The organism is Marinobacter maritimus, from assembly GCF_007671675.1.
Taxonomy (GTDB): Bacteria; Pseudomonadota; Gammaproteobacteria; order Pseudomonadales; family Oleiphilaceae; genus Marinobacter; species Marinobacter maritimus.
Genome location: NZ_VCGW01000002.1, coordinates 1,030,228 through 1,043,568, shown reverse-complemented (window position 1 = coordinate 1,043,568; position 13,341 = coordinate 1,030,228). Strand labels below are relative to the sequence as shown.

At 55.1% G+C, this 13,341-nt stretch carries 12 protein-coding genes; 6 read left to right on the top strand and 6 right to left on the bottom strand.

The window, feature by feature from the left end; all coding sequences use genetic code 11:
• Positions 1–135 precede the first annotated feature (135 nt).
• Positions 136–333 carry a hypothetical protein gene (locus FFI90_RS12025; protein ID WP_144778228.1) on the top strand — a complete coding sequence of 66 codons (198 nt, stop codon included), beginning with the start codon at positions 136–138 and terminating at the stop codon, positions 331–333.
• 20 nt (positions 334–353) lie between these two features.
• Here the strand turns inward: FFI90_RS12025 and FFI90_RS12020 are convergent, their stop codons facing one another.
• Positions 354–809, bottom strand: coding sequence for a DUF4112 domain-containing protein (locus FFI90_RS12020; RefSeq protein WP_144778227.1), 456 nt, complete (start codon positions 807–809; stop codon positions 354–356).
• Positions 810–842: 33 nt separating this feature from the next.
• Complete coding sequence (locus FFI90_RS12015) at positions 843–1,295, bottom strand: GatB/YqeY domain-containing protein (RefSeq protein WP_144778226.1); 453 nt, start codon at positions 1,293–1,295, stop codon at positions 843–845.
• 112 nt (positions 1,296–1,407) lie between these two features.
• On the opposite strand from FFI90_RS12015, the gene FFI90_RS12010 reads away from it, so the two are divergent.
• The 3 genes from FFI90_RS12010 to FFI90_RS12000 all read left to right on the top strand — a co-directional run bounded on the left by FFI90_RS12010 (position 1,408) and on the right by FFI90_RS12000 (position 4,940).
• Positions 1,408–1,989: an NUDIX hydrolase gene (locus FFI90_RS12010; protein ID WP_246123514.1), complete on the top strand. Its 582-nt coding sequence runs from the start codon at positions 1,408–1,410 to the stop codon at positions 1,987–1,989.
• 128 nt (positions 1,990–2,117) lie between these two features.
• Entirely contained in the window at positions 2,118–2,837 is a 720-nt protein-coding gene (locus FFI90_RS12005) for a substrate-binding periplasmic protein (RefSeq protein WP_144778225.1), read from the top strand.
• A gap of 111 nt (positions 2,838–2,948) precedes the next feature.
• Positions 2,949–4,940: a hypothetical protein gene (locus tag FFI90_RS12000; RefSeq protein ID WP_144778224.1), complete on the top strand. Its 1,992-nt coding sequence runs from the start codon at positions 2,949–2,951 to the stop codon at positions 4,938–4,940.
• Positions 4,941–5,013: 73 nt separating this feature from the next.
• Here FFI90_RS12000 and FFI90_RS11995 read toward each other — a convergent pair whose 3' ends face one another.
• Positions 5,014–7,515 (bottom strand): bifunctional diguanylate cyclase/phosphodiesterase, encoded by a 2,502-nt coding sequence (locus FFI90_RS11995; protein ID WP_246123513.1) that lies wholly within the window; start codon positions 7,513–7,515, stop codon positions 5,014–5,016.
• Positions 7,451–8,293: a tetratricopeptide repeat protein gene (locus FFI90_RS11990; protein ID WP_186317970.1), complete on the bottom strand. Its 843-nt coding sequence runs from the start codon at positions 8,291–8,293 to the stop codon at positions 7,451–7,453. Before FFI90_RS11990 ends, FFI90_RS11995 begins: the two co-directional genes overlap by 65 nt.
• A 277-nt stretch (positions 8,294–8,570) precedes the next feature.
• On the opposite strand from FFI90_RS11990, the gene FFI90_RS11985 reads away from it, so the two are divergent.
• The gene (locus FFI90_RS11985; protein ID WP_144778222.1) at positions 8,571–9,128 is read left to right on the top strand and encodes a cytochrome b; all 558 of its coding nucleotides are present in this window, start codon (positions 8,571–8,573) and stop codon (positions 9,126–9,128) included.
• 271 nt (positions 9,129–9,399) lie between these two features.
• On the top strand, positions 9,400–11,493 hold the full coding sequence (locus FFI90_RS11980; RefSeq protein ID WP_144778221.1) for a TerB family tellurite resistance protein: 2,094 nt from the start codon (positions 9,400–9,402) through the stop codon (positions 11,491–11,493).
• A gap of 61 nt (positions 11,494–11,554) precedes the next feature.
• Here FFI90_RS11980 and FFI90_RS11975 read toward each other — a convergent pair whose 3' ends face one another.
• Both FFI90_RS11975 and FFI90_RS11970 read right to left on the bottom strand, forming a co-directional pair.
• Entirely contained in the window at positions 11,555–12,697 is a 1,143-nt protein-coding gene (locus FFI90_RS11975; protein ID WP_144778220.1) for an iron-containing alcohol dehydrogenase, read from the bottom strand.
• 96 nt (positions 12,698–12,793) lie between these two features.
• Positions 12,794–13,306 carry a hypothetical protein gene (locus FFI90_RS11970; RefSeq protein WP_144778219.1) on the bottom strand — a complete coding sequence of 171 codons (513 nt, stop codon included), beginning with the start codon at positions 13,304–13,306 and terminating at the stop codon, positions 12,794–12,796.
• Positions 13,307–13,341: the final 35 nt, after the last annotated feature.

Below are 13,341 nucleotides of genomic sequence, written 5' to 3'. Positions count from 1 at the left end.
AGAGAGAAATGCGGCTCGCAACCTATCGTTCCGGCGCAGCCTGAAGCTGCTGGAGCACGATGACACGATCAACATTGACGGATCGCCCTGCGGCATGCCTGAATGTAAGGTATATCACTGGGCGGAGGAACAGACATGAAGTGGATCGTAGTTATCATTATTGGTGCTGCTCTGGCTTTTTGGCTTTATCAGGGCCGTCGCAGGAACAACATCGAAGATCCTGATATGAAGACATTCGAGAAAAAGGATTACTACCTCACACCGGATGACAACGCATCCGATGATCATTCACCCGGCGAAGACACCTCTGGTGACAATAACCCGCGCCACTGAGTTATTTCTTGGCTAATTTGTCAAAAAAACAGCATCAGACCAGCCGTAATAACTCCAAACAGGATGGACAGCCCGATCAAGGTCTTCCAGGGAAAGGGTGGCGGAGGCGGCTCCACGGCAAGTTGCTCTTCCAGATAGCGCCTCAGCAATCGGGTATTGCGGGTATTGGCTTTGTAAATGGCATCAAAGGCATCTCCCACCACGGGCACCAGGCCACCGACAAAATCGATACCCATATTGCGCAGGATAAGCAGCTTCACATCCTTGCTGGCCCCAGCCCGCTGAGCTTCGACCAACACATAGCCCGACAACACCAGGCCCGCGGCGTCGCCTACCACCGGTACCAAGCCGATAATGGCCTCAGCCCCGACCTGGAACCGAGTGAAGGGAATACCGATACTGCTATCGGTAAAGCGGCTGAACTTATCCAGCCGCTCAAGTATCGCCCGCTGCCGGGCTTCGGTAGGCTTTGCCATAACGTATCCCAATAAAATGCCAACCGTATTCACCTAAGCCAGCGCGGCCCGCACCTTCTTGCCCAAGTGACCCATTTCGACTCGACCAAGTACCTTTGGGCGCAGCTCGTTCATCACACGCCCCATGTCCTGCATGCCCTGCGCGTCGGTTGAGCTGATTGCCTCACGGATCAGACGGTCCAGATCATCCTCGGTAAGAGCTGCGGGCATGAATTCCTCAATAATCACCATTTCCGCCCGCTCTTTGTCGCCCAGTTCCTCCCGCCCGGCATCATCATATTGACGGGCGGAATCGCGACGTTGCTTGAGCATTTTGTCCAGCACCTTCAGCACGTCCTCGTCACTCAAGTCGCGGCGCTCATCAATCTCGATCTGTTTGACCGCTGCCTGAGCCATACGCAGAGTGACAAGCCGCAGTTTGTCCTTCTTGCGCATCGCGTCTTTTACAGCGCTACTCAGTTGTTCTTTTAATGATAATTCCGCCATTATTAGGCTCCTGTTCAGGGGGTTAAGATAACTGATTTCATATTGAGAAAGGTGTTAGGTTTAACGGAAAAGCTGCGCAGGTTCAATCGTGAACAACAAAGGACGACGCTCTGTGACACCCAAACGCTGGCAGCTTAACATGCGCCCCCGTGAGCTACCTTTCCGGCGCCGCCTTGCCCGAGCCTCTGTGGCTTTAATTTACAGACAGTCTGAAGACTGCGGCGTGGAATTGCTGTTTATCCAGCGGGCCCGCCGGGAAGGTGACCCCTGGTCCGGAGACATGGCTTTTCCCGGAGGCCGCATGCAACCAGAGGATGCTTCGCCCCGGGCGGCGGCTGAACGGGAAACCCGCGAAGAAACCGGAGTAGACCTGATTAGCCATGGCCACTTTCAGACCAGACTGTCTGACCTGGTTACCCGCCAACACAGCCGTTGGCTACCTATGGTCATCACACCTTATGTTTACGAGTGGCGTGGACCGCAGGCGGTATCGCCGAATCACGAAGTCGCGCAGATGGTGTGGATTTCCCTCGACTACCTTGCGGCAAAAGAGAACCAGAGCAAACTTCCCTGGCGCACACCTATCGGCACCTTAATGCTCTCCTGTTGCCGATATCAGGACTATTGCATATGGGGGTTGAGTTACAGCATGCTACAGGAGTTGCTGGCGCTGGACCTTGAGCGCGGCCCATGATTGGTAACTGGGTGATTTCCGGGAAACAGGATTTATGAATAGCTGGGGATTGTGGTGTGGTTAGAATAGCTTTGTCGGGAATACTCCTAACCACTACACTTTCATGCTCTTTGGTATGGGCGCAACCAATGAGCGTTGTGACCGAGCACTCCCCTCCAGGTGAGTACCTCGATGCAAACGGCCGTGTCACCGGTCCTACCGCTGAATTTGTACGTGAATTGATGAAGCGTGTTGGCGAGCCCGCTGACATCACTATGCTTCCCTGGGCACGGGGCTACAGGATGGCCCTACAGGGGCCGAAGGTAGCACTGTTTGAAACTGCCCGTTCAGAAATCCGGGAAGACCTGTTCAAATGGGTCGGCCCGATCAAACGCGTTACCGGCGGCTTTTTCGTCCGCAGCCGGGATGTTATTGCGATAGGAACAATGGAAGATGCGCGCAAGCTGGATGGCATCTGTGTCTACCGGGGAGGCGGAGGCGGGCAGGCACTGAAGGAACTGGGTTTTACCAATCTGGAACAACCCACCCGGCCGGCGCAATGTCTGGAGATGTTAATGCACGGTCGCGTTGATGCCTGGATTACCAGCGACATTGGTCGCCTGCCCTTGATAGCCGCAACGGATTACTCAGAGAGCGATGTGGTACTTGCCTATGCTACATCGACAAGGTACCTGTACATTGCCATGTCTCTGGATACACCAGACGCTACCGTTGCCCTCTGGCAAGAAACCCTCGACAAGATGAAACTGGACGGCACCTTTGCAAGATACCATCGGGGCACATACCCCGATGAAATGATCGAAGCGATTAGCCTCCCAGGACACCCCGATCTTCCTTGGACGGACTAGAGTAAAGCTGGCCGCTCCGGGAAGCAGCAAAAGGTACACCAACCTGCAGCCCCCCATGCGCTTTGAAAGGTCAGGTTGACATATCCTGAGGTTAGCTCAAGGATGGGTGATATGACCAACGCCAACCAAGAACCCGAAAACCGGAAAAACGGCGCGCCCGCCGAGTTCGTCAAATCACTTGATGCGGCTATCAACAGCCTTGATGAACTCAACGCCATCCACGGCGTCTCGCCGGTATTCGAGGTGATTGATGCTGCACGGCCCCTGATGTTCAGCCCCGAAGGTCTGGAGGCGCTTTACGAACGCGTGCCGGCCATTGAGTCGGCGAGGTTCTTTGGTGGGAGTGACTGGGACTATCCTCAGACACTGGTGCCTTCCCTGGCCGCACGCACAGTACGCCACGGCGATCCGGCCGCAACCATGGTTGAAAGCCTGAGCCAGATTCGCCTATTGGCGGTGGCCAAAGGCGACTACATCCACGCTTCTATCTCAGCCGAGCACGCCCATCACTTTCTCGCCCAGGTACTGGCGATGAATCTCGATCTGGTGGTTGGTGACCTCCAGGAAGCCGACCGGTTGCGGCCCGATCAGCTCGGCTACGCGGTGCAGAACCTGTATCACTATCTGCTCCGGCATCTGGGCTACGAAAACCTTCTGGAACATCTGGTGGCCGAGGTCTGGCGGATTCTGGCGCAACGGCCTGTCCAGGTAGAGGGTGTTAAACATATGGTGACCCAGATTGCAGTCTGCCTGGAAAAACCGGACGCACTGGGCGGCGACGTTGGCGACGACGCGCTGCAGCTGATCAACGCCGTGTTCAGCCCCACTGAAGGTTGTCGTGAAGACCCCGGCTTCGGTATCTACGCCGAACGACTGACGGAAATGGACGACGCCACTCTGCTGCAGGAGGCCATCGCCTTTGCCCAGGCCATGCACAGCACCGGCCTGGTATCGACCTACATGCCGGTATTCATACGCTACCTGCGCGGCCGCTGGAACGCCCTGATTCCCACGGCTTTGGGGCTGAGCCACACAGGTGCCGACGCCTTTCATTGCTACCCCGCGTTGATTCAAACGCTGATTGACGAGGCTGTGTTTCCCGAGACCAGCCAATGTACCTATGGCCTGGCCATGATGCTCGAGCGGGGTATTCTCTACTCGCCCTCGGTGGCACCTTCCCTGTGGCGCCAAATACGGCTGTCGCTCTGCGACGCTGCGGCGGAAAAAATTGTGGCCGTTTTTGGGAGCAGCCGCTCCCCCGAATGCTTTTTGCTCGCCGACGTGCTCAACGTACTCGGGCGCCCTCTGGGCATAGGACAAGGCAACTACCCCACCTGCCAGTCGACGCGCGCCCTGTCCATGTGGGCTTACAACATGCCGGCAGAGCTGCTTCGGATCCTTGCCTGGGCGGCGCGCGACGATGAAATCGTGATGCGCTTTGAAGGCAACAGTATTTCTTCGCGGGAACTTGGCACCGGAATGGCGGCCGAGCCGCCGGTGGATGTGGATGCAGTATCACTGCTAACCGTACCGCACCTGGATCGCATCTATTTTGAAATGGGCCGGCGCAGTATCGGGCGCGGAGAAGATCCGCACAAATGGGTCAACGCCGAATTCCACGGCGATCATGTCGGCCACGGATTTCGCATAGCCGTGGATGTTTTCACGGGTAGCCTGAAAGACTTCGAAGGGTTTATTCGGGATTTCTATGCGGCTTATCACCCTTTCTATAATGGCAACATTCCTGTCATCAGCCCACAACCGGCAGGTATTGCGGTGACTGACAGCGCCACGCGCTTTCTTGGCTGGCACGCCATCACCATACAACGGCTTGCGTTGGACCCGGACGAGGTTATGCGCGTCTATTTTTTCAACCCCAACAACGACAGCGGGCAAAACTGGGGCCAGGGAATCATCACCTCAACCCAGGGCCACGGCGAGCTTTACGGCGAAGCCTCGTTATCGGTGGCCGAGTTCGCCTCACGGCTGTATGTATTTCACTACGACCCGCTCGAAAAGAGGGAGCCAAGCGATGTCCCAACCGACGACGTCAACCGGGCCATGCAATTGGCCCAAAGCAGTTGGGCTTTGGGGCGCGAGTAATCCACCCAACTCCTGAAATAACGGGATTAAACGCTTCAGAAGAGCAACCCCGTGCCTTACCGGATTGAAGGCATCAGGCAGACCTGTCTTTTCCTGATCCAGTTTGCCCGTCTCGATGCAACAGCTCGGCCGCAGGCATCCCGAAGTACTCACCCTGCGAGAAATCAATGCCCAGCTCCACAACACGTTCCTGCACCGTTTCACTGTGTACAAATTCTGCCACCGTTTTGATACCCATGCTGCGGGCAAATTGCACGATTCCCTTGGTCACAAGAAACGCCGTGTGATCCTGCGCCAGATAGCGAATCAGGCTACCGTCGATCTTGATAAAGTCTACGTTCAACTTGCGCAGATGGGAAAAATTGGAATAGCCGGTGCCAAAATCATCAATGGCTATTCTGCATCCAAAGGCTTTCACTTTGTCGATAAACTGCAAAACGTCGCCGTAATTGCCGATGCCGTCGGATTCGAGAATCTCGAAAATCACCCGCTCACCAACATTGCTCCCCCGCAAATGTTCCAGTATCAGGGCAAGGGTTTCCGGATCTGTGATATCCACGTAGGACAAATTGATGGAAAACTCGTAAGGCTGAGTTGCAAACGCGGCAAACGACTTTTCCACCATGATTCGGGTGATCTGACGGTTAAGCCGGAGCTTATTGGCCACTTCGATGAACTGCCCGGCTGCGATCACGCCATGCTCGGGGTCTTCCATTCTCACCAGGCACTCATACTTGGTAAACGTGCCCTGCATGTTGTCGTGAATCGGCTGGAAGTGGGGGTGCAATGCGTTGGTCTCGATCGCCGCCTTGAGGCGCCGCGCCCAATAGATATTTTTCTCGTAGCCTTTTTCAACTTCCTGGCTTTGGTCATAAAACAGGTACTGGCGCATCTGGTCTCGCGCCTGCAGTACAGCAATGGTTGCCTGGTTAAGCAGGCGGTCCGGTGCGGCATCATCTTTACGCTCTCTCTGAAACGCAATGCCCGCGCTGGTGTCCAGGCTCAGCGCCTGCTGCTGCCAGATAACGCGTTGCGAACAAAGGAAGTCGGTCAATTCACTTGCAAACGTACGCACCCTGGACTCCGCAACACCGGGGCCCAAGAGCGCGAATTCATCACTGGACAGGCGGTACAGTTCGGGAGAACGCCCAAAGGGGTGCGAGTGGGTGCGAACAAACGAGCGTACCTGCTTGCGCATGGCCAAAAGCACGGCATCGCCACACTCATTGCCAAACAGACTGTTTATTTCCTTGAAGCGGTCCAGGTTCAGAAGGATGAGGCAGGCGTCTTGCCGGTCTTTCAGATCTCGCAACAGGCGCACACGATTGGGCAGCCCGGTCAGGGCGTCCGTGTAGGAGGCCTGCAATTCACGCATGAGCTGTATGATCCGATAAAGCAGGTAAAGACTCAGCGCCAGCAAAATCGAGCCTGTGATCAGCAGTATCCGGTAGTTGGTGTCGCGCATGGGTACCAGCACCCGGTCAATCTCATCCTTTGGAACGCCGGCACCATAGACCATACCGGCCGGCGTCGTGGCGTAATACAACTCATAGAGCCGCCCGCTGACCTCAAGCTGCCGTGTGCGCAGACGTTTTTCCGGGGCTTGGCCATCACCTGCCACTGATGGCGTAACCGGATCATTTCCGGAAAGATTCGCTGCCAGGATCGCATCAATAAGCTTTTGCTCCTGAACCGGATCTGCGTTTTGGCTGAGACTGGACAGGTTTCTGTTGTTGCGGTCGTTGAGAAAAGAAAAGCTGTTTTGCGTGACTTCCATGCGGCTGACCAGATCAACAACCTGATCTGAAGCCCAGTCGATGGTTGCAACGCCAATCATCTCCCCCTTGGCGCTAAACACTGGCTGAGCAAGAGTGAGAACCGCACGCCCGGTTGCCATGTCAAAATACACAGGAGACCAGTAGACAGATACACCCGGTTCGGGCTCAAAGGCGCTGTTACTGCCCAGAGTAAGGTCAAACCAGCGAGCCTGTTGGAAGTCGGTCGATTGTGATTGCATTCTGGGCTGGCCAACTCCGGCCTTAACCAGATAAGGAGCGTAGCGTTCACCGGCAGGCGCCACAATTCCCGGCTGGTACCAGAGACCTGCACCAGAAACCTCCGCCTCACTCTCAAGATGGTTCTGCAGGGTTTTTTCAAGCTGGCCCTGTAGTCGGCGCTGGGCGTCTGACGAGCCGGGCTGATTCTGCGATAGTCGGTAAAAGGTTTCGCCGATGGTCGCGAGCGTTGCTACCTGACGCTCCAGCGCAATCTGGCGGGCATCAATCCGGATCAGACCGGTGAAGAACACATCCCGGATCTGATTCCTGCGCAACTCGTACATCGCCTGTTGCGAGTAGCTCAGATTCAAATGAGATAACAGGAACATGCCAATAGCAAACAGCGCGATCAGCAAGAACAGCAGCCCCATGATGGAATGCATCGCGTAGCCGCTTCTCCAGAAGCCCAGATGCGGTCGCGCCCACCCGGACAAGACTGACCACGACAGCTGCTTAATGTGCATTGGATGCCGCAGGGGCTGAGTCCAGATTAGCCAGAGCGCGTTCAGCTTCGGCATGGCCGAGCCCTGCAGCAGCTTTGAACCACTTCACAGCCATATTCTTATCCTGCGCGACACCACGCCCCTGTGCGTACATTTCGCCTAGCAGATAAGCCGCCTGGCCGGATTCAGGCGCGGCCTGCCGTGCCCAGCGATAGGCTGACTCGTGATTACCCAGAGCATTCTCGATCTGGGCCATGCTTGCCTGCGCGCCAACAACGCCACCTTCGGCGGGGCCACGACAGGCCTTCAGGGCGCCACTGAAGTTGCGAATCCGAGTGAGCAGGTAGCAGTCGTTCATCTGGCCCGATACGGCAACTTTTTGAGGCTCGTTATCGCTTACCTCACTGTCATCGCTCAGCGATTCACTGACTGGCTGCCGAGTGGATTTTGGCGACTGCGGCATGGCCTCAAGCCGTGCTTCATAGGCTGCCACGTTCTGCGGACAGGAAAAATCATAGCCAAGACGATACCGCGCCAAGCCGGCTTGGGTAATCTCTCCCGTGTTATAACGCCGGGCAATAGCGGCACAACGGCGTTCACGCTCCTCCCTCACTTGCCCGAGCTGAGCAGTGCGGGCATGGTCACCCGCGTAACGCTGCAAATACTCTGTTAACGGATCAATATAAGGTTGGTCAAAAAGTGGTTGGATTTCCTGGTCAAAATCAGCCGCAGAATCCCTTTTCCCAATTTTGCTCAACGCATCACCGGTACGACTCAGGAAGTCACTGGTCTTTAAATTTCCGCAGCCTGCAATTAGCACTGCACTCATCATGATGACAAGCAGTCGATACATCGAACCCACCATGAGACCCAAAAGATTGCATACCCACATCGGGAAAAAGCCCGATTCAGTGAACTCTAGTTCACCTGTTCTCCGATGTCCTCGTTAAGATTGTAACGTATTGAAACCAGACCTCTTACGTGGCGAGCGTGCGCTTGAAGCGCCTTTTCCGAAAGGGTATAGCGAAAAAATCCGAGACCCAAGGTAGCGTTTTCTGCGGCGTTTTAATCAGCGCGATATCGCTTTAGTGACTAAACTGAATTGAACGGAAGGTTGTCAGGAGCGCCACATGCAAGCATTGGATCGCTATGTCTACCCGCACAGACTACTCCACTGGCTGTTGGCTGGCGCCGTTCTGCTGTCCTTGGCCAGCGGCTTGACGCTGGGTTTTCTGGGGTTTGAAGGCACAGTCGATCTGATGGGAAAAACACTGACCAACGTGCTGTATGGCAGCCATAAAACGCTGGGCGTGTTGATATTACTGCTGATGACGCTGCGTGTTATTACCCGCCTTGCCTTTGCGGTTCCAGACTATGTCCCCCCCTTGAACAGGTTCGAGAGAGTCGTCAGCACCAGTGTTCATCACTTACTCTATTTAGCGCTTATTATCATGCCGTTAATCGGCTGGACAGCCACCGCAAGCGGCGGCTTCCCGGTGGAGTTTTTCGTCTGGCAATTGCCAGGAGTCATTGGCAAGGATGAACAGTTATCAGAACAGCTCTTTATGCTGCATGGATGGCTGGGCTGGACCATTCTGGTTTTGGTGGTACTGCATATGGCGGGCGCGATTTTCCATTGGAAAATCAAGCGGGACAACGTTATGAAACGTATGAGCCTGTTTGATTAGGCAATAAACCTATCCAGTAGCCGCTTTATCGATACCCGCAGGTACGACCAGCAGCGCTGAAAACGAGGTGATTGCGAGCCTGGTCATTTCACGCTCTCCTCTATATTCATCAAGTCTCAGTTCAGTGGGAGAACTGGCGTATCCATATTTCTGGCTACGGGCTCCGCCAATGACGAGACTATCTATGCCTCAGCCGGTATTGGCCATGTCTTCTGGACCAATCTATGTCAGGGAGCTATCTTTATGACATAGGGGACAAAGGACGCGGGCTATGGATGGTTTTGTTTCTTCCAAGGCATTCGAGTTTGCCATTGGCGCGATCTTTGTTGCCTTCCACGCTTATGGTCGCTTCAACACGCCAAACTCCAATCGCAGTTCCACCACCCGCCTGCGTTTTGTTGCCTGTTTTGGACTTTACGCGGCAACCTTATTGGCAATCTATTGGATGGTTACGGTTGTGGCCTGGGTGTCGCCCGAAGTGCTGGAAAAGGTGCTGGTATTACTGGGCGACGCTGCGAGTACCGAATCGGAGGGACGGGATCTTTTTCGCAGTCCTATCACCACGGCTCTTATTTTCACGGCCCTATTGCCCAACTTCCCCATGTTGAAGAAAGCCGACCAACGGCTGCTGCAGATTTTTTGGGATCTGGCGGAAATTCCCGGCCACGCGGTAAAATTGGCGCACCGCATGTATCGCGCGCCCTATCATATCTTCCCGACCAAGTACGACCAGCTCGACCGGGAGGCCAAGTACTACGACATCCATATCAAGAAAGAATGTTTCGACGATCACGCATCGCCTGCATTTGCCTGGGCCACTGCCTGTTCCTTGCTGATGGAAATCAAGCACTGGCAAAGCGCCCACGATGTTCGCTACCAGCGCTTTATCCAGGCGCGCGAAAGTGAATATGAAACCCTGAAAATGCAATTTGCGACCATGAGTGCCCGGGTTTCGGCCTACTATCGCAGGGTGGACGAAATGGGCGGGCAACTGCAGCGTATCGAGCAGGACCTGCGAGAGACTCTGGTCAGTGATGGTCGTGATCTGTTCATAAAAATTTGCCGTTTGATGGCCCACGCTGTGCTCAGCGCCGAAACCGGCAACACTGCCCGGCGCAGAGCCATCGAGATGTTCGGGTTTGAGCTGGCCAGCGACGATGAGGAAAACCTCAGTGCAGCGCAACTGGTGAAGCTCATGAGCTTGATCATGCTGTCGTTCATGACGCTCTCCTTTGTCCGCTACAGCCTTGAGGGTGGTGTCAGCTCGCGGGTGATTGGCGAGATTATCTTCTTCGCATTCTTGATGGGCGCCAACTACGGTGTTTCGGCGTTTATAGGCATCTACCCCAAAGACCACTGGCGATTTGCCGATATTGAAGCAACCCACAGCCGGCCTTGGCTGGGCTATGCTGCATCCGGGTTGATAGCTGCGGGCGCCAGCCTGATAATTATTTCGGCGCTTCGATTTACCCGTTACACGTTTGAGGGGGTGGGATACGAAGTCGCTTTTGACCGACTGCTGATCGATTTATCCTGGTCCTACCCCTACTTGGTGGTGTCGTTTGCGGTGGGTTTTGGTGTCGCCTGGGTGTGTGATTCCGATTGGTGGGGCTCCTCAACTAAACGCAAGCGCCTTGCCGATACCGCATCGATGGGTCTTATCGTATTGGTGGCGACCTACATGGCTTACGCCGCCATGCATGGGTTCTATCCTTTTGAAGGCACCAAGGCACCAGCGTTTCAGAACAAAAGCCTGCAGGGCCTGGTGCACTACATTATCCAGGGCACCGTTGCGGCACTGCTGATCGGCGCATTGGTGCCCCACTGGTTCCGCAACAACCGTTACCACACCCCCACCCAGCGGGTGTCCCGATTTATTTCCCGCTACAGTCATGAGCTCAAAGTGGAATCGGGCAAGCTCGAGCGTGGCACGCTGAAGCAGGCGTTGACGGTAGCGGCGGCCGCGACCGCAATGGCCGATGGTTTACTGGATGACAGCGAACGAGACGTATTCCGAAGCTCGCTGACCAAAATGGCCGAATTCAACATGCTCGATTTTTCCATTGAAAGGGGCATGGAAGACATGATGAATCTGGTGGATCAGTGGCGCGAAGGCGACCGGGCGGAAATCGAAGCCGCCGCGCTAACGGCACTACGACAGTTGCGGGGCAAAGAAAAGCTCGGGGAGTTGATCATTCAGATCTGCGCCGCGATCGGTTACGCCGACGGCGTCTTCCAGGCACCAGAGCAATACATTCTGGAACGCATTGTGGAGGCACTGAATCGCAACCCGATGACCGAACTGACGGCCTGCGGCCTGGTTTACAATAAAATCGAGTCAACACCCCCAAGCGTTACTTCCTAAGCCGGGAGGGCGGTCTGCGTCGTCGGCGCCCAAAGCTGCTTAGGCCCGAAACAAACCTTGATCAAAACGACTGGCGCATGATGTTTTCGATGGTTGCCGTTGGCAACACAACGGGATTTGCTTTCATGGAAGAAGAGCTCGCGGCTGCTAGTGAGGCTGAAACAATGTGATCTTCCGTCACGCCAATCGAAGCCAGTCCGGGTAAGCCATTCCGGGTAATCCATTCACGAAAACGCGGTAATGCCTGGTCGGCAGACGTCTCAAATACTTCAGCAATCCAGCCAATAACATGATCAATACGGGCCTTCTGGTCGGCATTGACCACGCTGTCTCTATTAGCGGCAATACCCGCTGGCAATAGGGCGCCACAGATGGCGCCATGGGGGGCACCACATAATCCGCCCAACGGGCCTGCAATGCCGTGCACGACACCCAGCCCTGAGTTCGCGAGCGCGAGCCCGCCGAAGAGGCTGACCTGAGCCAGAGCGTCACGCGCGTCTTCCGATTCCCCATCCATCAGTCGCTTTAACGCCAGCAGCCCTTTGGGAATTGCTTCATTACACAGCATATCCGTGAACAGATTAGCGCGCGATGAAAGGTAAGGTTCGATGACCTGCGTGATCGCATCCAGCCCGGAGTGCAAGCTGACCTGCCGGGGGCAATTGTCCGTCAGTGCAGGGTCTACCAAGGCAAGATCAGGGAGCAACTGATTATCCCTGAGACTTACCTTACGCTGGGCTTCTGCAATATCGATAACCGCATTTCGAGTGACTTCCGCCCCCGTACCCGAGGTGGTTGGGGCCAGAATCAGCGGTAGGCGCCTGGCCGATAATGGCAGCCCGCTACCCACCACCTCCAAATGGCTCATCAAGTCCGTCTGGCTTGGCAACATGGCAGCAAGTACCTTGGCTGAATCCATAACAGACCCGCCGCCAATCCCGAGCACCAGATCGATGCCCAGTGATTTACCTTGATCAATGGCTGCCATCAGCGCCTTCAGGTCAGGCTCTTTTTCAACGGACAGAGTCTCGACGATATCGACCGTCTTGAGTGACTCGAAAACCTCAGAGAGCCTGTCTGGATTTTTACCGTGCACAATCAACGCGCGCGTACCCAGCTTTGTCGCCCGGTCGTTCAGTTGGGCTATGTGCCCCCGCCCGAACAGGATTTCAGTCGGAGTTACCAAGCCAAATGCGCCTAACATAGGAAATATCGCCCAGAAGATAGAAAGGGATGCCCCCTGTTTAGGGGAGGGAACAAAAAAACCCCGGGGCATGAGAGCCCGGGGTTCTCATGCCGATCAGAAGTTGTAACCGATACCTGCGCTGTATGCGAAGGCGCCATCATCGAAATTGTCGTCGGCGTCACTGGCGCTGTCAAAGAACACCTGATATTCCATCTGAACGGTGATGTAAGTTTTTTCCCGGACATAATACTTCACACCGACCTCGGGGCCGGCAAAGAAAGTTTCATCCACGTCATCACCATAGATACCACCGAGGTTGGCACCGACAAAGGGCTGCCAGCTACCACCGTCAAAGTGGTAATCGACAAAGCCCCGTGAGGCGCCCGACCAACTCGAATTGCTTTCCGAATCCGAAAAACCAAAACTTTGGCGTAAGCCAGCAGCGAGGTTGTCGGAGAAGAACTTGCCCACGTCAAAGCTGACGGCAGCAACGTTGTTATCAAAATCATTGTCACTTGAACCGCTACCGGTCAAAGCAAAAAGGCCATCACCGGACTCGGGTTCAGCCGAAACCAGCGCGGGTGAAAGTGCCAGGCAGATAATTGCCGCAGAGTGCATAAGTTTCATAGATTATTTCCTCGTACATTCCAGCTTTTATTTGA